We start from the raw sequence: 22,720 nt of genomic DNA, 5'->3' as shown, positions 1-22,720 counted from the left end.
TCGCGTGGGACGCTACGAGGAGCGTTGGTGGGAGGGGCACGCCCACCTCGTGCGGTTCGTCGCCGAGCACGGGCATCCCCGGGTCCCCGTGAGCCACCGCACCGAGCCTGACGGGTTCGCCCTGGGGACGTGGGTCAAGGTCCAGCGTCGTGAGCACTCCCTCGGGACCTTGAAGGACGAGCGACTGCGTGCGCTGCGCGAGGCCGGGTTCGCGTTCGAGGTCCGGCACCCTCTCAAGCAGTGGCAGCGCAACGTGGACCGGCTGGCGGCGTTCAAGGACGAGCACGGGCACACCCGCGTCCCGTACTACTACGAGACCGCGGACGGGTTCGGGCTCGGGGCGTGGGTCGGGCGGATGCGCAGGCGCCGGGCGTCGGGCGAGGCCACGGACCAGCAGGTCGCGGACCTCGACGCCGTGGGGATGGACTGGACCCTGGCGCTCGAGACGTCGAAGCGCCGCAGCCACCGGGCGTTCGCGGCCTTCGTCGCCGACCACGGGCACGGCCGGGTGCCGGACCCGTACCGTACGAGCGACGGGTTCGACCTGTCGGGCTGGGTCGCGCGGGTGCGCCGCGACCGGCGTGCCGGGCGCCTGTCGGCCACGCAGGAGCGCGAGCTGCGCGACCTCGGGTTCGAGTTCCCGAGCGTGCCGGACGCGGACGACTGGGACGCTCACCTGGCGTGCCTGTCGAGGTACATCGCGCGCAACGGGCCGGACATCTCCACCACGTTCGAGTGCGACGACGGGACCCGCCTGGGGCACTGGGTGTCGAGTCAGCGCGCGTCCCGGGAGGCGGGCACGCTCTCGGCCGGACGGGTCGCACGGCTCGACGACCTGGGGTTCGTCTGGCACGTGCGCGACGAGGAGGACGACCTGTGGCGCTCGGGCGTCGAGCTGCTCGCGCGGTACGTGGAGGAGAACGGGGACGGTCGGGTCCCGGGCGACCACGTCGCCCCCGACGGGACCCCCCTGGGCGCCTGGGTCGCCCGACGTCGGTGGGAGCACCGTCACGGCCTGCTGCGCGCCGAGCGCGTCGACGAGCTCGAGGCCCTGGGCTTCGAGTGGGCCTCGACGCCGTCGACGGGAGCGACGCGTGGCACCGACGACCAGGCCTTCCGCGCCTGGGTGGGCGCGCTCGAGACCTTTCGGGCCGAGCGTGGGCACTGTCGTGTGCCGGCGGGCTTCGTGAGCCCGGACGGCAGGAGGCTGGGCGACTGGGTCGCGTACGTGCGTGCCCGACATGCCAAGGGACTTCTCGCGCAGCGGCGGGTCGAGGTCCTCGACGCGCTCGGCTTCGAGTGGCGGATCCGGGACAACGAGGCCTTGTGGCGTCACGGGATCGAGGCTCTCGGGTCCTACGTCGCGGAGCACGGGCACGCGCGCGTGCCGATCAGGCACCGGCGCGACGACGGGTTCCGGCTCGGGCAGTGGGTGCGCAGCCGACGCAGCGAGGGGACGGGCGGCACGCTGAGTCCCGAGCGGACCGCGGCGCTCGACGCGCTGGGCTTCGTCTGGGACCCGACGGCGCCCGCGAGCTAGCCGTTCTGGTGCGGGACGTCGTCGGACGCGGTCGACGGGGCGTCGTCCGGCCGGGTGCTGCGAGGTGCTGCGAGGTGCTGTGTGGTGCGCGTCTCGCGCGGTCCGCGGCGGGAACGACGGGGGCGTCGCGGCCGTACTGTTGACGCTCGTGAAGGTCACGACCACGACGCTCCAGATGCTCCAGGCTCCCGACCGTTCGCCGCGTGAGGTCCCCGACGGGGTCCGGCTCGAACGGACCGTGGGGGTCCGCCCCGAGTACGCGCGGTTCCTCTACGGTCTGGTCGGCGGTCCCTGGACCTGGACCGACCGTCTCGGCTGGACGCGTGAGCAGTGGGCGGAGGAGCTCGAGGTGCCGGGCACGGAGTTCTGGATCCTCTACGGCCAGGACGGGCCGTGGGGCTACGTCCAGCTCCAGCCCGTCGTCGCCGTCGACGGGACGCACGTCGAGATCCGCTACTTCGGGCTCGCGGAGCAGGCGATCGGTCGCGGGCTGGGAGCGGTGCTGCTCGAGCACGGTGTCGCCGCAGCGTGGTCGCTGCCGCAGCGGTTCGACCTTCCGCAGGTCACCCGCGTCTGGGTGCGTACGTGCTCGCTCGACGGGCCCGCAGCCCTGGCCAACTACCGGGCTCGTGGCCTCGTGGTCTGCGGGACCGAGGAGTCGGACGAGGACGTGCCGTCGGCGCCGCTCGGCTCCTGGCTCTCGACGGGCGGTCCTGTACCCAGCGCGGAGCCCGTGGCCTGACGCCAGGCGATCCGGTGCATCGGTCGCCTGCGCACGACGGCCGGCCGGCCGACCGACCGGCCGACCGGCCGACCGACGACCGGCCGGCCGGTCGACGGGCCCTCAGTCGACCGTGACGGCGTCGAGCACGGGGAGCCTGGCTGCGCGCAGCGCGGGCCACCCGGCGGCCAGGACCCCGACGAGGACCGCGATGCCCACCATGGTGCCGAGCCCGGACCACGGGATCACGAGGTCGGTGAAGCCCGTGCTCGCGAACACGGTCGGCATCCCGGCCGCGAGGCCGACGCCCACCGCGAGGCCCAGCACCGTCCCGAACACGGCCGTGAGGACCGACTCGATGACGATCGTCCCGGCGAGCTGGGACCGTCCCAGCCCGACGGCCCGCAGGAGCCCGATCTCGCGCGTCCGTTCGATCACGGACAGCGCGAGCGTGTTGACGATGCCGAGGATCGCGATGACGATCGACAGCCCCAGGAGCGCGTAGAGGATCGTGAGCATCTGGTTCACCTGGCTCGCGAGGGACGAGATGAACTCCTCGTTGTCCATGACGGACACGATCATGTACGGCTTGGCCGCGGCGGTCACGGCGGTGTCGAGGTCGTCCTGGGTCACGCCGTCGGCGGCCTGGAGCAGCACCAGGGTCGCCATCTCGGTCGGTGCCGCGGAGAGCTCCGCGAACACCGTGTCCGGCACGACGACCGGCACGCCCAGGGCGGGCGAGTCGAAGATCGAGCCGATCGTCACGTCGGTGCTGCCGAGCTGCGTCCGCAGCGTGAGCTCGTCGCCGAGCTCCCAGCCCTCGTCGTCCGCGGTCGCCTGGAGGACCGAGACCTGCCCGTCGGCGAGCGTGTCGAGGCTGCCCTCGACGGTCTCGGTGTGCCACGTCCGGCCGAACACCCCGGGGTCGACCCCCAGGACGAGCAGGGGGGTGGCGTCGGCGGCGTCGCCCGAGGACTCGCCGACGAAGTACCGGTCGGCCGTCATCGAGTCGACCGTGCCGACCTCGGGCAGGTCGGCGATGTCGCTCACCGCGCCCGAGGGGACGGTGCCGGTCGCGGACTGCACCACTATGTCGGCGAGGGACTCCTCGGTCACGATGTTCTTCATCGACGCCTGCATGGACGCGGCAAGGACCGAGGCGGCGCCGACGAGCGACATGCCGATCATGAGGGCGCCCGCGGTGCTCGCGGTGCGGCGCGGGTTGCGGGTCACGTTGCCGCGCGCGAGCGTCCCGAGGGGCTTGGCCCACGCGACGAACGGTGCAGACATGACGCGCAGGACGCCGCGTGCGACGACGGGGGCGAGGATCAGCGTCCCGACGACCACGCCCACGGCACCGAGCCCCAGGAGGCCCCCGGTGCTCGCGGTGTCGTCGGCCGCGGCCTGCGCGACCGCGAGGACGACGGCGCCCGCACCGGCCCCGGCGACGACCGCACCGACGATCCCGCGGACCGTGAGCGACCCGGCCTGGGCGGGGGCGTCGTCGCGCATGGCCTCGACGGGCGCGACGAGCGCTGCGCGCCGCGCCGGCAGGGCCGCCGAGGCGACCGAGACGACGACGCCCAGCACGAGCGAGACCACGATCATCGACGCGGTGACGGGGATGTCGCCCGTGAGGTCCATGCCCATGGACTCGAACACGGCCTTGAGGGCTGTGACGAGGCCCAGCCCGCCGAGGATGCCGAGCGCGCCCCCGAGCGTGCCGATGATCGCGGCCTGGACCAGGATCGAGGCGAAGACCTGGGACGGCGAGGCGCCGACGGCGCGCAGCAGCGCGAACTCGCGCTGACGCTGTCGGACCGTCATGGCGAACGTGTTCGCGATGATGAACCCGCCGACGAACAGCGAGATCCCGGCGAAGACCAGCAGGAACGTCTCGATGAAGCCCAGCATCGACGCGATGTCCTCGCGGGCCTCGTCGCGGGCGACCTCACCGGTGACGACCTCGACGGGCTCGGTCGGTGACACCGAGTCGAGCGCGGCGGAGACGCTCGCGCTCAGGTCGTCCTCGCTCACGTCGTCCTCGGCGAGGACCGTGAGGGTCGAGACCATGCCGTCGGGCGCGAAGGCCTCGGCAGCGGTCGGCTCGTCGAAGAACACGATGCTGGCACCGGCCATCGAGGCGCCCATGTCGACGATGCCCGTCAGCGTCGCCTCGGTGACCTGTCCGGCGACGACGATCGTCGTCGTGTCACCGACCGCCAGGCCGCTGGACGCGGCCGTCGCGGCCTCGAGGAGGAACTCTCCGGGGCCCGACGGCGCCGCGCCCTCCACGAGCGGGGTCGCGGGGTCCTCGGCCCGGTAGGCGAGACCGAACGTCGGGGCACCCGTGGTGGGTGGCGGGGTGCCGTCCGCCCCGACGAGCACGAGCGGACCGGTGTAGTCGGCGAAGACGTGCGCGACGCCGTCGGCCCCCTGGACCGTCTCGGTGAGGTCCGCCGGGATGGTGTTGCGGACCGCGCCCGCGCTCGCGTTCTCCTGGGTGAGGGCCGAGGACTCCTCCTCGCCGCGGACCAGGACGTCGGCCGACGAGCTGTCGACGATCCCGTCGAACGTCGCGGACAGCATCTCGCGCAGCGAGAACGTGCCCGCGACGAACGAGACGCCCAGCACGACCGCGAGGATGGACATGCCGAGGCGCACGAGGTGCGCACGGACGTTGCGCAGGGCGACGCGCAGCATCAGGCGGCCGCCTTCTTGCGCGTGAGGGAGCCCAGGACCTCCAGGACGGAGTCCGGGGTCGGGTCGAGGACCTCGTCGACGATCCGGCCGTCGGCGAGGAACAGGACCCGGTGGGCGTAGCTCGCGGCGACGGGGTCGTGCGTGACCATGACGACCGACTGGCCCAGGTCGTCGACCGACTCGCGCAGGAAGGTCAGGACCTCGCGCGACGACGTCGAGTCCAGGTTCCCCGTGGGCTCGTCCGCGAACACGACCGACGGCCTGGAGACCAGGGCGCGCGCGCACGCGACACGCTGCTGCTGCCCGCCGGACAGCTCGCTCGGGCGGTGCCCCAGACGGTCCGTCAGCCCGACGGCGTCGACCACCTTCGCGAGGTACGCCCGGTCCACGGGCTTGCGTGCGATGTCGAGCGGGAGCGTGATGTTCTCCTCGGCCGTGAGCGTCGGGACGAGGTTGAACGACTGGAAGACGAACCCGAGCCGGGTGCGGCGCAGCTTCGTGAGCTGGCGCTGGTTCATCGTGGAGACGACGAGGTCGTCGACGACGACCGTGCCGGCCGTCGGGGTGTCGAGACCTGCCATGCAGTGCATGAGCGTGGACTTGCCCGAACCTGACGGACCCATGATGGCGGTGAACCGACCCCGGCCGAAGTCGACGTCGACGCCCGCGAGCGCGTGGACCGCCGTCGGGCCCTTTCCGTAGGTCTTGACCAGGCCGCGCGCGGTCGCGATCGCGTCGGGGGCGGAGGGCGGGGTGCCGCCGGCGGTGGCCGCCGGCACGGTGGCCGGGGCAGGGGACGGGGAAGGCATGGCGGGACTCTCTCTCGAAGGGTGCGCGTGCTGGCGGCGACCCGGTCGAGGGGAGCGTCGTTGGGGGGACGCCCACGTCTCACCCTCCGAGCCGCTGCGTCCATCCTGGCGGTGGACCGGTCGGCGGAGCATCGGGGATCTCCCTGAAAGAACCCTGAACGTCGCCCGAGGCCGGCGCGGACGTGCCTACGGCGTCGGGGGGACGCCCGGGTCGACGGGCGGGGCGGGCTCGACCGGCGGGGCGGGGTCCGTCGGCGGCGCCGGTTCGGTCGGGGCGGCCGGTGCGTCGTCCTGGGGCGCCGGGGGAGCCTTGGGCTTCTTGGGGGCGGGCGGGGTGCCCACCATGTTCGGGTCGGGGGCCGGGAAGCCCGCGACCGGCGAGCCCTCCAGCGCGGTCTCCATGAAGGAGCGCCAGGTCGGGGCCGCGAGCGTCGAGCCGTACCAGCGCTGCTGGTACTTGCCGTTGATCGTCATGCGGCTCATCGAGACGTCGCTCTCCGCGTTGCCGATCCACACGGCGGTGACGATCTGGGGCGTGTACCCGATGAACCAGGTGTGGTTGTTGTTGTTCGCGGTGCCGGACTTGCCGGCGCTCGGGCGCGAGAGCTGAGACTTCTTGCCCGTGCCCTGCGTCATGACGTTCTGGAGCGCGTACGTCACGGTGTTCGCGATGTTCGGGTCGAGGGCGTTCGGGTTGCAGCTCGCGGACGGCACGGGCAGCTCGCTCCCGTCGGCCCCGACGATGCGGGTGATCGCGATCGGGTCGCAGTAGGTCCCGCCGCTCGCGAACGTCGCGTACGCGGCGGCGAGCTGGAGGGGCGAGGAGTTCTGCGTGCCGATCGTCATGGTCGGCATGACGTGGATCGCGGACGCGTCGCCCGTGACCTCGGCCGTGCGGGAGGGGCGGAGCCCGATGTTCCACGCCATGTCCCGCACGGCGCACAGGTCGAGCTGGGACTCCATCGTGGCGTAGCCGGTGTTGACCGAGTTGAAGGTGGCGCGCAGGACCGGGATCTCGCCCTGGTCGGTCGAGCCGTCCGAGTTGCCCGGGGACCAGGGGATGCGGTCGAGGCGGGCGCACGAGGCGTGGAAGTCCCGGTTCGGCACGAACGTGCGCTTGTTCGCGTTGACCGTCTGGCTGAGGGTGCGACCCGACCGCAGCCACTCCGCCAGGGTGAACACCTTCCACGTCGAGCCGGGTGAGAACCCCTGGGACGAGCCGTGCCTCTGGTCGGTGCTGTAGTTCACGGCCGTGGTGCCCGGCGCGGGTTCGCGTGCGACGTCGTAGGGACGGTTCTGCGCCATCGAGAGGATCTTGCCGGTGCCGGGCTCGACCGCGACGAGCGCGTCCTCGATGCCGCTCGGGTCGCCGGGCGGGACGGCCGCGGTGATCGTTGCCTCGGCCGCGGCCTGCATCCGAGGGTCCAGCGTCGTCGTGATGTCGAGGCCGCCGCGGTAGAGCAGCGCCTGGCGTTCTGCCTTGGTCTCCCCGAACGTCGGGTCGGAGGTGATGACCTTGGTGACGTAGTCGCAGAAGAAGGCGGCCCCGCCGGCCGTCTGGCAGCCTCCCGCGACGGGCTGGACGACCAGGGTCGCGGGCAGCGGGGTCGCGACCGCCTCGTCGTGCTGCTGCTGGGTGATGTAGCCCTGCTCGAGCATCTTGCTCAGGACGCGGTTGCGACGCTTCTCCGAGTCGACCGGGTTGGTCACGGGGTCGTACTTGGTGGGGGCGTTGGTGACCCCGGCGATCGTGGCGGCCTCGACGACGCTGAGCTCCGAGGCGTGCTTGGAGAAGTAGTGCAGCGCGGCGGTCTCGACGCCGTAGACCCGGATGCCGAACTGCGCGATGTTGAGGTAGCCCTGGAGGATCTCCTCCTTCGACATGACGGTCTCGAGCGAGATCGCGAGCTTGGCCTCACGGGCCTTGCGTCCCAGGGTGTCGTCGCGGGCCGCGCGCATCGCGACCGGGTCGTCGTCGCGCACGGCCTGCTCGATCAGGACGTTCTTGACGTACTGCTGGGTCAGGCTGGACCCGCCCTGGGTGTCGCCGCCCGTGAAGTTGTTGACGGCGGCGCGGGTCACTCCCTCGGGGTCGATCCCGCCGTGCTCGTAGAAGCGGTGGTCCTCGATCGCGACGACCGCGTCCTTCATGGGCTGGGAGACCTGGTCGAGGGCGACCACGATGCGGTTCTCCTGGTAGAAGGTCGCGAGCAGCGTCGTGCCGTCGTTGGCATAGACGCGGGACTGCTCGGCCAGAGGGCCCGGGACGAGCTCGTCGGGCAGCTCGTCGAACATCTTCGTGACGTCCTCGGTCACGGTGTTCGCGCCGGCGGCGAGCGGAAGGAGGAGACCAGCCGCGAGGACGCCCCCTACGGCCGACACGAGCAGGAAGGCCATCAGGAGCGCGAGCGCCTTGACGGCCGAGGTCTGCTGACGGGGTCGTGTGGACTGGCCCATCTGCCGACTGTACGTCTCACGTCCCGGGGCGGCTCGGCGAGCGGGCATCCGTGGCCGGGGCGTGACCTGGGCGGTGCGGGCGGGGTTCGCGGCGCCGCGTCGAGTGCAACTGAAGGGTTGCGCTCCGCCCGCTCTGGTGCAACTCTTGAGTTGCACTTCCTGTGGAGGACCCGGCGCGACCCGAGAGACGAGGAACGACCATGACGACCACCGACCAGCAGGCCTCGATCGACACCGAGGCGTTCCAGGTGACCCGCACCCTGATCGTGCACGCCCCTCCGTCCAGGGTGTGGGCGGCCCTCACGCGCGACGACCTGATCGCCCGGTGGTTCGGCCAGGAGGCCCACCTGCCGGACCTGCGCGTGGGCGGAGAGGGCACGTTCGGCTTCGACGGCTACGGGCAGTTCGCCGTCCGCATCGAGGAGTACGACGAACCCGCTGCCTTCGCCTTCACCTGGACCCACCAGGCAGGCGCCGAGCTGCGCCCCGACACCTCGACCCTCGTCCGGTTCACGCTGACCCCCGAGGGTGAGAACACCGTGCTCGCCGTCGTCGAGTCCGGGTTCGAGCGCCTCGGCGACCGCGCCGAGGGCGCGATGGCCGACAACCGGACGGGCTGGACCGACGAGCTCGACGAGCTCGTCGCGTTCGTCGAGGGGCCGCGGTTCCCGGCAGGGGAAGCCCCCGCCGAGCGCGTCGCGCGCTCCGCCGACGGCCCCGCGGCGTGAGCACCGGGACGCTGGCCCCCGTGTTCGCGGCGCTCGCCGACGACACGCGGTGGCAGATCCTGCAGGAGCTGGGACGAGCGGACCTGTCGGCATCGGCGCTCGCGGCCGTCCTGCCCGTGACACGGCAGGCGATCGCCAAGCACCTGGCCGTGCTCGCCGAGGCCGGGCTGGTCGAGCCCGTGCGCGTTGGGCGCGAGGTCCGCTACCGCACGATCGGGTCCCGCCTGGGCGAGACCGCCCGCGCGCTCGACGCGATCGGCGCAGAGTGGGACCGCCGCCTCGCTGCGATCAAGCGGATCGCGGAGGGATAGCGGTCTCGGTGCCGAACATGCGGATCGCGGAGGGATAGCGGCTTCGGTGCCGAACATGCGGATCGCGGACGGTAGCGGCTTCGGTGCCGAACATGCGGTTGGCGTCGTGATTGAGCAGTTTCGCGACACCAACCGCATGTTCGAGGAGCGCTGACCGCATGCTCGGCAGCGGCAGCGGCAGCGGCAGCGGTGGCGTGGGCGTGGGCCAGCCCGCCGAGGGTGACCGCCGGACCCGCCGAGGGTGACGCCCCACCCCGCCGAGGGTGACCGGTCGGCGCTGCCGCCGTCGTCAGACCCGCACCTGCGACGTGTCGCGGCGCAGGTAGCCCCACGCGAGGACAGCGCAGACGACGCCGTTGACGAGCCCGGCGAGGACGTCGGTCAGCGAGTGCATGCCGCGGTACAGCCGTGCGAAGCCGACCGCGAACGGGACGAGCACCGCCAGGACCGTGAGCGCGACCCGGAGCACGGGGTTCTGCACGCGCTGCGCGAGGAGCGCGAGCGTCAGGTAGAACGCCGTGGACGCGCCGGTGTGCCCGCTGGGGAAGCTCGACGTGGGCGGGGCGTGGTCGAGCATGTCGACCTCGGGCCGGGTGCGGCCCACGACGAGCGAGGACGTGAGGAAGATCAGGGCCTGGAGCGACACCGCGAGCGCGGGGACCAGGGCGAACCACCACTGCCGGGTCCGCCACCAGATGAGCGCGACCGCGAGCACGCACGCCCCGATGATGAACTCGGTCATCCCGATCGCCGACAGCATCTCGGTGACGGTGTCGAGGAGGGGCGTCCGGCCCTCGACGAGGGTGTGGTTGACGTCGGCCTCACCGGGCAGGTTCTCGAGCGGACCCTTGATGAGGAACCCGAGCCCCACGATCACGACCCACAGCGCGGCGCCGGGCAGGAACGCCCGGAGTGCCAGGTCGCGGGCGACCTCGCGGCCTGTCGGGCGCGAGGTGTCGAGCTCGTAGCGGTGGACGAACGGGTGCACGGGGCCTCCAGGCGTGTCGGCGCGCCCGACCTGTGGGTCGGGCGCGAGTTCCCGGACATTACGTGCACACGGGACGACTCGCACGGCGGGGCGCTCGCGTCGCCCTGGGTAGGCTCGCCCGGTGCACCTACCGAGACGGGTCCTCGAGGCGTTCGACGCCGTCGGGCCGGCGACGAGGCTCGACGGCGGACGCGGCCGGGCCTGGCGCGTCGGGGACGTCGTGCTCAAGCCGCTCGACGTGCTCCCGGCCGAGCTCGACTGGCTGCGGGACCATGCGCCGTCGGGCGGGGGCGACCTCCGGCTCGGCCGGCCGCTCGCGAGCGCGTCGGGTGACGCCGTCGTCGACGGCTGGACGGCGTTCTCGGCCCTCCCGGGCGAGCATGTCGCGGGCAGGTGGGCGCAGATCGCGGACGTGGCCCACCGGTTCGCGGCAGTGTTCGACGGCGCCGCTCGCCCTGGATTCCTCGACGAGCGGACGCATGCCTGGGCTCGGGCGGACCGGCTCGCCTGGGGCGAGGATGCTGTGGACGTGCCCGACGACGTCCCGCACCTCCCTGCGCTGCTCGCGGCCCGGCGGGTGGTCAGCGAGCCGTCGACGGTCGTCCACGGCGACCTCACGGGCAACGTGTTGTTCGACGACGACCTGCCGCCCGCGGTGATCGACCTGACGCTCTACTGGCGGCCGGTGCGGTACTCGGTGGCGGTCGTCGCGGTCGACGCGGTCTGCTTCGAGGGGGCGCCGCCGTCCCTCCTCGAGACGATCGACCCAGGGGAGGGCTTCGCGCAGCACCTCGTGCGCGCGCTGGTGTTCCGCATCGCGACGCACTGGTTCAACGGGCTGCCTCTCGACGTCGGCGACGTGTACGCGGCGACCGTGGCGCGGGTGCTCGACCTGGCGGCGCGGCGACGCTGAGACACCTCGCGAACGGCGGTGTCAGTGCGCGTCGGCGACCGTCGTCCGAGAGCCGCGCAACGCCGCCGCGACGGTGCCGCCAGTGATCGCGAGGACGAGCCCGAGCACGAACGCCGCGACCTCGGCGGGCATGAGTCGACCGACCGTGCGCTCCTCGTCCGCCGCGACGCCCTCGACGTAGCCCGTGTACGCGCCGGCGGCGAACAGCAGCGCTCCGCCGACGATCGCGAGCCAGCACAGGGCGAGGACGCCCCGTCGTAGACCTTGTGTCATGTCGTCTCCCCTTCTCGACCCGGCGACTGCTGGAACCGTAGTGCACGGGCGCGATCCGCCGTCGGGCAGGCCTGGAGAGCGGCGCACGCGGCTGCGAGGATGCCTGGATGGCTGATGTGGAGACCTGGGACCTGCTCGACGAGCAGGGTGACCCGACCGGGGAGGTTCACCGCCGAGGTGGCCCCGGATGGCCCCCTGGCCGCTTCCACCTCATGGTGGCAACGTGCGTCGTCCGGTCCGACGGCCTGATCCTGCTGACCCGCCGCGCCGCGACCAAGACCTTCCCGTTCGCGTGGGAGATCCCCGGCGGGAGCGTGCTCGCGGGCGAGACCGGCATCCAGGCTGCCGTGCGCGAGGTGCGCGAGGAGACGGGGCTGGTCCTCGACGAGGGCACGCTTGAGCGCGTGGGGAGGGGCGTTGAGTCCGCGTCGTTCCTCGACGTCCACGTCGCGACCGTACCCGGTCGTCCGCGGCTGGTCCTCGACCCGGCAGAGGTCGACGACGCCGCCTGGGTCACGTGGGCCGACGTCGATGCGCACCGCGCGGCGGGGCGGATGCCCGCTCCCTGGGTCGGGTGCTTCGCCGCGCTCTGGCCGGACCTCGCCCGGAAGGTGGCGGAGGCGGCAGGGTGAGGGGACAGGCCTGGTGATCCTCACGGAAACCGCTGGACCAACCCGTCGTCGTTCCCGCCGGGGGACAATGGACGACAGCAAGTGTTCGTCTAGACGAGGAGTCCTCCGTGCCCCAGGGAACTGTCCGATGGTTTGACGCCGACCGAGGCTTCGGCTTCCTCGACCTCGGGAACGAGGGCGAGGACCTGTTCGTGCACGCGTCCGAGATCATGGGTGACGACGGACCCAAGCTGCTCCGTGAGGGGCAGACGGTCGAGTTCGAGGTGGGCGAGGGGGACCGTGGGCCCCAGGCTCGCCGTGTCCGGGTCACGGGCGACCGGGCTGCCGACGCGCCCCTGGGTGTGCTCGGCACCGTCAACTGGTACGAGCCGACCAAGGGGTACGGCTTCGTCACGCCCGACGACGACCGCGTCGAGATCTTCGTGCACAGCTCGGCGATCGTCGGTGGCGGCGTGATCTCAGAGGGGCAGCGGGTGGCGTTCCTCGTCGTCGACGGTGAGAAGGGACCGCAGGCCGACCACCTGCTCCCGCTCAGGGCCGAGGCCGCGCGGCCGGCCTCGGACGGCGCGGACGGCACCGTGACCTGGTACGACGAGGTCAAGGGCTTCGGGTTCGTCGCCCCCGACTCGGGCGGTGGGGACGTCTTCGTCCACGTCAGCGCCCTCGGCTCGGGGTTGACCGAGCTCTCCGAGGGGGACCGCGTGACGTACGACGTCGTCGACGGCGACAAGGGGCCGAACGCCCGCAACGTGCAGCTCGCACGCGGCTCCGGGGGCGGGCGCGGCGCCATGGACCGGGGTCGGCCGGGCCGTCCCGCGGCATCCGGCGGGCCGGTGCGCGGGGGCGAGGGCACGGTCGCGCGCTACGACGAGGAGCGCGGCTTCGGCTTCATCACCCCCGACGACGGTGGCCTGGACCTGTTCGTGCACGTGTCGGTCGTGCGGGGCGACGAGGTCCTGGAGGAGGGCGACCGGGTCCGGTACAAGGTGCGCCAGAGCGACCGGGGGCCGCAGGCCGACGCCGTCGAGCTGGTGTGAGCGACGAGCGGGTTCTGTGAGCGTGTGGCTGGGCTGCCCCAGGCGCACCTTCCGGCCAACCGCCCGGGAATACCCCGCCCCACCCCGTAGTTGAGCCTAGTGGACTCAAGTTCACGGCCCCGTCGCTTGCGCAGCAGCACGGACCGGCATAACTTGAGTGAAGACGACTCAACCGGCAGTCGGGTGGGGACACCCGGCAGGGGAAGGTCCGGACGTGCGCGCCACCACGCGCCGTCGGGCAGTGAACCGCCACGGGCTGCCGATCGAACGACGCACACGTAGCAGCACACGGCAACACAACGGAGGCACGAACATGGCACGAGCGGTCGGAATCGACCTGGGCACCACCAACTCGGTGGTCGCCGTCCTCGAGGGTGGGGAGCCCACCGTCATCGCGAACGCCGAGGGCGCTCGCACGACCCCGTCGGTCGTCGCGTTCTCGAAGACCGGCGAGGTCCTCGTCGGGGAGATCGCCAAGCGCCAGGCAGTCACGAACGTCGACCGCACCATCACGTCGGTCAAGCGCCACATGGGCACCGACTGGTCGGTCGAGATCGACGACAAGAAGTACAGCGCGCAGGAGATCTCCGCGCGCGTGCTCGGCAAGCTCAAGCGCGACGCCGAGGAGTACCTGGGCGAGCCCGTCACCGACGCGGTCATCACGGTCCCGGCGTACTTCAACGACGCCGAGCGCCAGGCGACGAAGGACGCCGGGCAGATCGCGGGCCTCAACGTCCTGCGCATCGTCAACGAGCCCACCGCCGCCGCTCTGGCCTACGGCCTGGAGAAGGGCAAGGAGGACGAGCTCATCCTCGTCTTCGACCTCGGTGGTGGAACGTTCGACGTGTCCCTCCTCGAGGTGGGCAAGGACGAGGACGACTTCTCGACCATCCAGGTCCGTGCGACCTCGGGCGACAACCGCCTCGGTGGTGACGACTGGGACAACCGCATCGTCGAGCACCTCATCCAGCAGGTGAAGAACAGCTCGGGCGTCGACCTGTCCAAGGACAAGATCGCGCTCCAGCGTCTGCGTGAGGCTGCGGAGCAGGCGAAGAAGGAGCTCTCGTCCGCGACGAGCACCAACATCTCGATGCAGTACCTCTCGATGAGCGAGAACGGCCCCATCCACCTGGACGAGAAGCTCACGCGTGCTCAGTTCCAGCAGATGACGCAGGACCTCATCGACCGGACCAAGGCGCCGTTCCACGCGGTCATCCGTGACGCCGGCATCTCCGTCAGCGACATCGACCACGTCGTGCTCGTGGGTGGTTCCACCCGCATGCCCGCCGTGACCGAGGTCGTCAAGGAGCTCACGGGCGGCAAGGAGCCCAACAAGAGCGTCAACCCTGACGAGGTCGTCGCCGTCGGTGCCGCGCTGCAGGCCGGTGTCATCAAGGGCGAGCGCAAGGACGTCCTCCTGATCGACGTCACGCCGCTGTCCCTGGGCATCGAGACCAAGGGTGGCGTGATGACCAAGCTCATCGAGCGCAACACGGCCATCCCGACCAAGCGCAGCGAGGTGTTCTCGACCGCCGAGGACAACCAGCCGTCCGTGCTGATCCAGGTCTTCCAGGGTGAGCGCGAGTTCGCCCGCGACAACAAGCCGCTGGGCACGTTCGAGCTCACGGGCATCGCCCCGGCGCCGCGTGGCCTGCCGCAGATCGAGGTCACCTTCGACATCGACGCGAACGGCATCGTGCACGTCGGCGCGAAGGACCGCGGCACCGGCAAGGAGCAGAAGATGACCATCACCGGTGGCTCCGCGCTGCCGAAGGAGGACATCGACCGCATGGTCAAGGAGGCCGAGGAGCACGCGGCCGAGGACAAGAAGCGTCGCGAGGAGGCGGAGACCCGCAACCAGGCCGAGGCGTTCGTGTACTCGACCGAGAAGCTCGTCGCGGAGAACAAGGAGAAGCTCCCCGCCGACGTCGTCACCGAGGTCGAGGCCGATATCGCGTCGGTCAAGACGGCCCTCGAGGGCACGGACGCGGACGCCGTGAAGTCGGCCCACGAGAAGCTCCTCGCTTCGAGCCAGAAGATCGGCGAGGCGCTGTACGCGTCGGCCGAGCAGGAGCAGGCTGCGGGCGACCAGGGCGCCGCTGACGCTGACGCGGCCAGCGCGGCAGGGGCGTCGTCGGCTCCCGACGAGGACATCGTCGACGCCGAGATCGTGGACGAGGACGACAAGAAGTGACGAGCGACGCCCAGGGTCCCGAGGAGCGCAACGGCTCCGAGGACCAGCCCTTCCACTTCACGGACAAGCGCAAGGTGACCCCGGAGGGGCAGCCCAAGGAGGCTGCCCCCGAGGGGGCCGGCTCGGCAGGTGACGACGCCGAGCAGGACCCGCTGGCAGGGCTCGACTTCGAGCCCACCGGCGAGGCCGGGGACGATGCGGCTCTTCTTGCTGCGCAGTCCGAGGCGGCGGCCCACCTCGACGCCCTCCAGCGCGAGCGGGCCAGCTTCACCAACTACCGCAACCGGTCGCTGCGTGACCAGGAGGCCGCGCGGGTCAAGGGCGTCGAGGACGTCCTGGCCGCGCTCCTGCCGGTCCTCGACGACATCGACCGGGCGCGCCAGCACGGCGAGCTCGACGGCCCGTTCGTCGCGATCTCCGACAAGCTCGACGCGAGCCTGGCGAAGTTCGGCATCGAGCGGTACGGCGTCGTGGGCGAGGAGTTCGACCCGACCGTCCACGAGGCGCTCATGCACCAGGTGGACCCCGAGGCCACGTCGGCCACGGTCAACCTGGTCATCGAGCCGGGCTACCGGATCGGCGAGAAGATCGTGCGCGCCGCACGCGTCTCGGTCATCGGACCGGAGTAGTGACACAGGTGGGTGCCGAGTCCTGCAGGACCGGGCACCCACCGCCCCGGGACGCCCGACGGCGGAGCGCACCTTCCGCGTGAAGGTGACCTCCGCCGTCGGGCCCCCGGGAGAACGACCACCATGAACGTCAGCACCACGACCGGCCCCGGGGCCGGTCGAGACCTAGGAGAGGAGGCGCCTTGACCGGTCAGGACTGGATCGAGAAGGACTTCTACGCCGCGCTGGGCGTCCCCAAGGATGCCGACGACGCCGCGATCAAGAAGGCGTACCGCAAGCTGGCCCGCACCTATCACCCCGACCAGAACCAGGGTGACGCGAAGGCCGAGGCGAAGTTCAAGGAGATCGGCGAGGCCTACGCGGTCTTGTCCGACGCCGAGCAGCGCCAGCAGTACGACGCGATCCGTGCCATGGCCGGCGGGGGCGCACGCTTCTCCGCAGGAGCCGGCGGACCCGCCGGTGGGGCCGGAGGGTTCGAGGACATCTTCGGCGGCATGTTCGGCGGCGGCGGTGGTGGCGGCGGAGGCCGCGTGCGGTACTCCACGCAGAGCGGCGGAAGCGGCGGCTTCGAGGACATCCTCGGGTCGATGTTCGGCGGTGGGGGAGCCCAGACCGGGTTCCGACCCAACGCCGGCTACCAGCGCCCGCAGGCGGGCGCCGACGTGCACTCGTCGGCGACGCTCGGGTTCCGTCCTGCGGTCGAAGGGTCGACCGTCAACGTCACGACCGAGGGCCGCACCATCACGGCCCGCATCCCGGCGGGCGTGCGCGACGGCCAGAAGATCCGGCTGCGCGGCAAGGGCCGCCCCGGCGTCGCGGGTGGCGCCCCCGGCGACCTGGTCATCACGGTCCACGTCACGCCGCACCCCGTGTTCTCGGTCGACGAGAAGCACAACCTGCGCCTGACCGTTCCCGTGACGTTCGCCGAGGCCGCGCTCGGTGCGACCATCGAGGTCCCGACGCTCGACGGCAAGCCCGTCAAGGTCAAGGTCCCCGCGGGCACGCCGTCGGGCCGCACGCTGCGCGTCAAGGGCAAGGGCGTCAAGACGGCCAAGGCGACGGGCGACCTGCTCGTCACGATCCAGGTCGTCGTGCCGCAGAAGCTCTCGAAGGCCGCCAAGGAGGCCGTCGAGACGCTCGCCGCGGCGACCGACGGCGAGAGCGACGTGCGCTCCGACCTGTTCGGGCGCGCGGCCGAGTAACGGACCGACCAGCAGGCACGAGGAGCGGCGAGGAGGAGAGCATGGCCAGGAACGAGGCTCCCACGGGGAGCCAGATCCCGTTCAACGCGTACGACGACGCCCCCGTGCTCGCCATCTCGCAGGCCGCAGCCCTCGCCGGGATGCACCCGCAGACCCTGCGCCAGTACGACCGCCTGGGCCTCGTGACCCCGCGCCGCACCATGGGGCGCGGGCGCCGCTACTCCCAGCGGGACGTCGCCAAGCTCCTCGAGGTCCAGCGGCTCTCCCAGGAGGAGGGCATCAACCTCGCCGGCATCCGCCGCATCCTCGCGCTCGAGGAGCAGGTGAGCCGGCTCGAGGCCCGCCTCGACGCCCTGTCGGCGCGGCTCGAAGGAGGGCGCGTGTTCGCGGCCGGGGTGAGCGGCGACGTCGTCATGGTGCCGCGGGGGCGGCGTGTCCGGCGGACGACGGCGGACCGAGGTGCCGACCCCGGCCGTGGCGGCGGCCAGGTCGTCGAGTCCACCGAGACGCGAGCGCTCGTCCTGTGGCGCCCGGGCCGAGGCTCCTGACCTCGGGCAGTGCCACCAGAGACCGGCCCAGGACTTTCCCAGAATGGCTTTACGTGCGGTCCGTGTGACGTAAAAATGGCGGAATTCCGCCGAAGTGAGTGAGGCCTTGCTTCCTGTACAGGGTCCGTTCCGAGGAATACCGTGAAGGAGATGCACGGTTGAACGCCCCTGTCCTTCGAGCAAGGAGAAGTCCCATGAGCAGCCTGATGGAGATGCCCCAGGTCGTCGAGTGTTCGATCGACGGCTGCGGATACAACCACGAGCACGGCTGCCACGCCGGCGCCGTGACGATCGCCGCGCACGGCAGCGAGGCCGAGTGCGCCACGTTCATCCCCCTGACCTCCAAGGGCGGCCTGGAGAAGGTCATCGCCCACGTCGGCGCCTGCCAGCGCGGGGAGTGCGCCCACAACGAGTCGCTCGAGTGCAACGCGTCGGCGATCCGCGTCGGAGCCGGACCCCAGGGTGCGGACCACGCGGACTGCCTGACCTACAGCCCCCGCTGACCCTCGCGCTCCCCCCGGCGCGATCCTCCACGACGCCCCGCTCGTCCCTCGCCGGACGACGGGGCGTCGTGGTGCGCGGGGCTGTCGCTGTCCACGTGCGAGGGGCCACGGCGGGCAGGGGCGGTCGGCGCCCTCAGCGTGAGAGGTCGCGGAGCATCTGCACGGCGTCGGCGTGCCGCGCAGGAAGGGGCTCGACCCAGATGCGAGGCGGACGTCGCAGGATCGCGGTCACACCGAAGGTGAGCGCCGTGCGCTCGATCCTGTGCCGCAGCTCGGCGCGCACCGGCCCGACGTCGGCCGTGCGGGCGCTGAGCGCGGCATAGATCCCGCCGCCGAGCGTCGCGACCGGGTGCCCGAGGCCGAACGTCTCGGTCAGGACCTTGCCCATGGCCGCGGCGCGAGCCACCCGCTGCCACCCGTCGATGCGTTCGATCGCGACGTCCACCAGGACGAGGCAGTGCGTCGTGGACGCGGGGGTCCCCAGGCGTTCCGCCTGCCCGTACGTCTCCTGGAGGCGTTGCACGAGGTAGGGCATCGTCGCGAGACCCGAGCGGGGGTCGGTCGTGGGCGGTGCGCCGGGGATCAGCTCGTTGCCGACGGCCCACCCGGTGCTGACTGCCCGCAGCACGGTGACGTCGGGGGCCGTTCCCCACAGGTCGAACAAGCACGAGAGGTCGTCGATCGTCTCGCCGATGCTGATGCCGTCACGGCCGCGGGCCTCACCGAGCCTCTCGGCCGCCGCTGCTGGGCACCGGGCGTCCGTGAGCGCCTCGACGAGCGCCTCGACGGCAGGGTGGTACCAGTCGCCCGGCCGCAGCCAGACGCTGTTCATGCTGGCCGCCTGCCACTCGTCGAGCAGCGAGGCGACGGCTGGCTCGGGGTAGCCAGGTCGTAGGTCCATACCCATGAGACGTACGAGGCTGGTGCTCATGACGCGACAGCAGCCGTCCGGTTTCTCTTTCATCCACTCGACACACCGACGGACATGCAGCACATTCCGGCGGTTCTGTCATCCTGACAGACGGACAAGACGGGCGAACCCGCGGTGAGACGTAGATAACACCACCGAAAATGCCGTCTAGGATGAACGGGAGGGCCTCACCTGCTGATGAGGCGGAGTCAGAGGCGGTAGGGGCATGACGCAGGTCGACACGTCGAGGGACGATGCCTCGACGAGCGACGCCGAGCTGATCACCGCCGTCCGCGGAGGCGACTACGCGGCGTTCGGTGCGCTGTACGAGCGGCACGCCGCCGCGGCCCGCACGGTCGCCCGCCAGTACGTGCGCTCGGGGTCCGACGCCGACGACATGGTCTCGGAAGCGTTCGCCAAGGTCCTCGGCATCCTGCAGTCGGGAGGCGGACCGGACGTCACGTTCCGCGCCTACCTCTTCACCGTCGTCCGGCGCCTGTCCTACGACCTGTCGAACGCGGGCCGACGCACTCAGCCCACCGACGACATCGAGACGTTCGAGAGCGCGTTCGGGCCCATGGCCTCGACCGAGGACCCCACGCTCCAGGGGTTCGAGCGCTCCGTCGTGACCAAGGCCTACCAGGGGCTGCCGGAGCGTTGGCAGGCCGTGCTCTGGTACACCGAGGTCGAGGAGATGAACCCGGCCCAGATCGCGCCGCTGCTCGGGCTCACGGCCAACGGGGTCTCCGCGCTCGCCTACCGTGCCCGGGAGGGCCTGCGCCAGGCCTACCTCCAGCAGCACCTGACGGGCGCGAGCAGCGCAGGGTGCGAGAACGTCAACCCTCTCCTCGGCTCCTACGTCCGCGGCGGCCTCGCGAAGCGGGAGACCGCCAAGGTCGACGCGCACCTCGAGGAGTGCGGCGAGTGCCGGGCGCTCGTGCTCGAGCTCGGCGACGTCTCGCACGGCATGCGCGCCGTCATCGCACCCCTGGTCCTCGGGGTCGCGGGGCTGGGGCTGGTCGGGACCGCGCTCCCGCTCACGGGGGGCGCAGCCGTCGGAGCCGGCGCCGCTGGAGCGACGGGGGCCGCGGGCGGTGGCGCGGGGAGCGGTGCCGCCGGAGCCTCAGGTTCCGGGGCAGCAGGTTCCGGGGCTGCCGCAGGCGGTGGCGGAGCCGCGGCCGGGACCGGGGCCGCCGGAGGCGCCGCCGCTACCGGAGGGGCCGCAGGGACCGGTGTCGTGGGAGGCGCTGCGGCGGCCGGTGCTGCCGCCACGAGCGGTGGGCTCGGCGCGGCGGCGGCCGTGGGCGCGAGCGCCGCGGTCGGCACAGGGGCTGCTGCCGCGGCCGGCGCGACCGGCCTGGCAGCACTCATCGCCGCGTCCCCGCTGATCGCCGCCACGGTGGGCGTCGTGGCGGTCGCGGCGGTCGGTGCGGGCGTCGTCGCCGTGTCCGGTGGCTTCTCGTCCGAGCCACCTCCGAGCGCGGGCGCGAGCCCCGACCCGTCGGCGTCGCCGTCTGACGCTCCCACGACCTCACCGACGGACGAGCCGTCGCCTCCGAGCGGTGACCCCACGTCGCCGACGAACACGGTGCCGCTCGCCGAGGCGCCCCCCGCCGACCCCGCCAGTCCTGCAGCGCCGGCGTCGAACGGTGGCGGTGCGGCCCCGGGGGCCGACACCCCGCCGACCGGTCAGGGTGAGCCGTCGACGCCTCTCGAGCCTCCGACGTTCCCGTTGACCCCGGTCCTCCCTGTCGTCCCTGGGACCCCGGACCCCGTCGACCCCGTCGACCCGCCGGCCCCGGCATCTCTCGATCTCGCGTTCGCGCCCCTCACGCTCGCTCCCCGGGTCTCCGAGGACCTGACCCTCACGGCGTCCAACTCGGGCGGCACGTCCGCCGAGGAGGTCGTCGTCGACGTCACGCTCCCGCAGAACGTCTCGGTCGTGACCTCCGCGGTCACCGCACGCCGGGGCGTCGTCCCGGCGATCCGGCTCGCGGCGCTGCCGTGCGGCCCGGCGGTACCGTCCGGCGACGGGTCGTCGATCGTCTCGTGCTCGGTCGGGGTGCTCTCCCCGGGGGAGACGAAGGACCTCGTCATCACGGTCCAGGCCGCGCGCGGCGGGAGCTACACGTTCGGTGGCACCGTGCACGGCAAGGGGCTGCCCCCCGTGAAGAAGGAGTACGTGCCGGCGCCCGTTCCGTCGTACGGCGCCGAGATCGACCTGGTGACACCGACCGTCGGCGGCACCAAGAAGGACCCGCTCGTGAACCCCGGCGCGACCTCGGTCCGGCTCACGGCTCGCAACACGGGCGACGTCGACGCCCAGGGCGTGTCGTTCTCCGTGGGCGACCTGCCAGCAGGCGTCACGGCGAAGCCCCTGGACGATCGGTGGACCTGCGCGCCCGGTGACGCGTCCGTCACGTGCACGCCGACGTACGGCGTGGACCTCGTGGCTCCCGGCGGGAGCCACACGTCCGGCCCGCCGGTCGTCCTCGACGTCCAGCTCCTCGCAGGAGACGGGGCCGAGGAGACCACGTCCGGGCTCTCCTTCTCCGCGACCACGTCCTCGGCCGGCCGGACACTGAAGGACTCTGCGGTCGCGGACCTCACCGTCAGTGAGCCGTGGGCCGGCGCGGACGAGGTCCCGGCCGTGGCCACGTTCGCTGCCCAGTGCGTCGACGGCGCCGCGACCGTCGCGCTGAAGGACGTCACCAACACGACGGCCTACGACGACCTCGGGGTGACCCTCGACGTCGACGGACTCGTCTCGCAGAGCTTCTCCCTGCGCCGCGAGGCCACCACCCGGCTCGAGGTGCCCCACGACCTGCGCGTCGCGAAGGACGCCCCGGCATCGTTGACGCTCGTGACCACGGTCGAGGGGCTCGAGTTCACGCGCAAGGTCCCCGTGGGCGGCGTCCCCGCCAAGGACTGCTTCGTCCCGCAGTGGCTGTCGGACGCCGACGTCACGACGCACACCGGCAACGAGGCCGGGGCGGTCCGACTCGAGGCGGCCGTCACCAACTCGACCGGTCGTCCTCTGACGATCCAGGTCGACGACATGGCGCCGGTAGGGGCCGAGGAGGCCTCCCGCGCGACGGTCACGATCGACCCGGGCGAGAGCGCGACGTTCTCCCGGTCGACCGGTGAGCAGGACCTCGCGGCCGGAGACCTCGTCGTGAGCCAGCACCTGTCCGTGCCCGACGCCGACGGCGACCCGGGCGAGTACGACCAGCACCTCACGGTCGGCCATGCAGCGGCGCGGATCGCGCCCGCCAGCCCGACGCCGACGGTGGGCGCGTGCGTCTACGTTCCCGAGACGCGGACGTCCTCGGCGCCCGTGACCCTGACGTTCGACAACTCGGCGTCGACGCTGCCGGTGGAGTTCACGGTCGCCGGGCACGACCCGGTCGGGGTGGAGCCCGGCGAGGTCGCGACGCTGGACGACTCGGTCGGCTACCGGGGCACGACGTTCGTCGTGCGCGCCGACGGGCGCGAGGTCGCACGCCACGAGGTGCCCGGTGTGAGCTGCTACGTGCCGCAGTGGTCGCAGGAGGTGTCGGTCGCTGCGGAGAACGTGGGTGGCCAGGTGCGTCTGACGGGCACGGTCGTGAACACGACTGCT

Annotated in this window: 19 protein-coding genes; 13 read left to right on the top strand and 6 right to left on the bottom strand. The window is 72.1% G+C overall.

All coding sequences use genetic code 11. The features are described 5' to 3' along the window. Window positions 1-4: 4 nt before the first annotated feature. Window positions 5-1,540, top strand: a complete 1,536-nt coding sequence (locus IE95_RS0103225; protein ID WP_030150192.1) for a helicase associated domain-containing protein — start codon at window positions 5-7, stop codon at window positions 1,538-1,540. Between the two features lie 148 nt (window positions 1,541-1,688). Continuing rightward, the gene (locus IE95_RS0103220) at window positions 1,689-2,282 is read left to right on the top strand and encodes a GNAT family N-acetyltransferase (RefSeq protein ID WP_129429544.1); all 594 of its coding nucleotides are present in this window, start codon (window positions 1,689-1,691) and stop codon (window positions 2,280-2,282) included. Window positions 2,283-2,384: 102 nt separating this feature from the next. Here the strand turns inward: IE95_RS0103220 and IE95_RS0103215 are convergent, their stop codons facing one another. From IE95_RS0103215 to IE95_RS0103205, 3 genes are all read right to left on the bottom strand, one after another. Beyond that, a complete protein-coding gene (locus IE95_RS0103215; protein WP_030150190.1) occupies window positions 2,385-4,964 on the bottom strand; it encodes an ABC transporter permease in 2,580 nt (859 codons plus the stop codon). Beyond that, window positions 4,964-5,773, bottom strand: a complete 810-nt coding sequence (locus tag IE95_RS0103210; protein WP_084689758.1) for an ABC transporter ATP-binding protein — start codon at window positions 5,771-5,773, stop codon at window positions 4,964-4,966. Before IE95_RS0103210 ends, IE95_RS0103215 begins: the two co-directional genes overlap by 1 nt. 186 nt (window positions 5,774-5,959) lie before the next feature. Then, complete coding sequence (locus IE95_RS0103205) at window positions 5,960-8,230, bottom strand: transglycosylase domain-containing protein (RefSeq protein ID WP_030150188.1); 2,271 nt, start codon at window positions 8,228-8,230, stop codon at window positions 5,960-5,962. A 200-nt stretch (window positions 8,231-8,430) separates the two neighbouring features. Between IE95_RS0103205 and IE95_RS0103200 the strand changes: the two genes are divergently transcribed. Both IE95_RS0103200 and IE95_RS0103195 read left to right on the top strand, forming a co-directional pair. After that, a complete protein-coding gene (locus IE95_RS0103200) occupies window positions 8,431-8,958 on the top strand; it encodes an SRPBCC domain-containing protein (protein WP_084689756.1) in 528 nt (175 codons plus the stop codon). Beyond that, entirely contained in the window at window positions 8,955-9,269 is a 315-nt protein-coding gene (locus IE95_RS0103195) for an ArsR/SmtB family transcription factor (RefSeq protein WP_030150186.1), read from the top strand. The genes IE95_RS0103200 and IE95_RS0103195 overlap by 4 nt, the downstream gene beginning before the upstream one ends. A gap of 289 nt (window positions 9,270-9,558) precedes the next feature. On the opposite strand, the gene IE95_RS0103185 is transcribed toward IE95_RS0103195, so the two are convergent. Continuing rightward, a complete protein-coding gene (locus IE95_RS0103185) occupies window positions 9,559-10,257 on the bottom strand; it encodes a phosphatase PAP2 family protein (protein WP_030150185.1) in 699 nt (232 codons plus the stop codon). Between the two features lie 121 nt (window positions 10,258-10,378). Between IE95_RS0103185 and IE95_RS0103180 the strand changes: the two genes are divergently transcribed. Next, window positions 10,379-11,170 carry a hypothetical protein gene (locus IE95_RS0103180; protein ID WP_051702661.1) on the top strand — a complete coding sequence of 264 codons (792 nt, stop codon included), beginning with the start codon at window positions 10,379-10,381 and terminating at the stop codon, window positions 11,168-11,170. 21 nt (window positions 11,171-11,191) lie between these two features. Here the strand turns inward: IE95_RS0103180 and IE95_RS0103175 are convergent, their stop codons facing one another. Then, window positions 11,192-11,443, bottom strand: a complete 252-nt coding sequence (locus IE95_RS0103175) for a hypothetical protein (RefSeq protein ID WP_030150183.1) — start codon at window positions 11,441-11,443, stop codon at window positions 11,192-11,194. 107 nt (window positions 11,444-11,550) lie between these two features. On the opposite strand from IE95_RS0103175, the gene IE95_RS19420 reads away from it, so the two are divergent. The 7 genes from IE95_RS19420 (at window position 11,551) to IE95_RS0103140 (ending at window position 18,188) form a co-directional block, all read left to right on the top strand. Further along, the gene (locus tag IE95_RS19420; RefSeq protein ID WP_084689755.1) at window positions 11,551-12,075 is read left to right on the top strand and encodes an NUDIX hydrolase; all 525 of its coding nucleotides are present in this window, start codon (window positions 11,551-11,553) and stop codon (window positions 12,073-12,075) included. 107 nt (window positions 12,076-12,182) lie between these two features. Continuing rightward, a complete protein-coding gene (locus IE95_RS21235; protein WP_030150181.1) occupies window positions 12,183-13,112 on the top strand; it encodes a cold-shock protein in 930 nt (309 codons plus the stop codon). Window positions 13,113-13,425: 313 nt separating this feature from the next. Then, window positions 13,426-15,306, top strand: a complete 1,881-nt coding sequence (gene dnaK / locus IE95_RS0103160; protein ID WP_030150180.1) for a molecular chaperone DnaK — start codon at window positions 13,426-13,428, stop codon at window positions 15,304-15,306. Further along, window positions 15,303-15,935: a nucleotide exchange factor GrpE gene (grpE, locus tag IE95_RS0103155; protein WP_030150179.1), complete on the top strand. Its 633-nt coding sequence runs from the start codon at window positions 15,303-15,305 to the stop codon at window positions 15,933-15,935. Before dnaK ends, grpE begins: the two co-directional genes overlap by 4 nt. Before the next feature lie 182 nt (window positions 15,936-16,117). Further along, on the top strand, window positions 16,118-17,137 hold the full coding sequence (locus tag IE95_RS0103150; protein ID WP_030150178.1) for a DnaJ C-terminal domain-containing protein: 1,020 nt from the start codon (window positions 16,118-16,120) through the stop codon (window positions 17,135-17,137). Between the two features lie 41 nt (window positions 17,138-17,178). Next, complete coding sequence (locus IE95_RS0103145) at window positions 17,179-17,685, top strand: heat shock protein transcriptional repressor HspR (protein WP_051702659.1); 507 nt, start codon at window positions 17,179-17,181, stop codon at window positions 17,683-17,685. Window positions 17,686-17,879: 194 nt separating this feature from the next. Further along, window positions 17,880-18,188, top strand: a complete 309-nt coding sequence (locus IE95_RS0103140; RefSeq protein WP_030150176.1) for a DUF1540 domain-containing protein — start codon at window positions 17,880-17,882, stop codon at window positions 18,186-18,188. Between the two features lie 133 nt (window positions 18,189-18,321). Here IE95_RS0103140 and IE95_RS0103135 read toward each other — a convergent pair whose 3' ends face one another. Then, window positions 18,322-19,119: a hypothetical protein gene (locus IE95_RS0103135; RefSeq protein WP_030150175.1), complete on the bottom strand. Its 798-nt coding sequence runs from the start codon at window positions 19,117-19,119 to the stop codon at window positions 18,322-18,324. Between the two features lie 205 nt (window positions 19,120-19,324). Between IE95_RS0103135 and IE95_RS19415 the strand changes: the two genes are divergently transcribed. Beyond that, the coding region (locus IE95_RS19415) for a sigma-70 family RNA polymerase sigma factor (protein WP_051702657.1) at window positions 19,325-22,720 on the top strand (3,396 nt) is incomplete at its 3' end.

The sequence above is a fragment of the Oerskovia turbata genome (assembly GCF_000718325.1).
GTDB classification, from domain to species: domain Bacteria; phylum Actinomycetota; class Actinomycetes; order Actinomycetales; family Cellulomonadaceae; genus Oerskovia; species Oerskovia turbata.
Note: the sequence above shows the minus strand (reverse complement) of the source record. Positions and strands in the feature narration are given on the sequence as shown.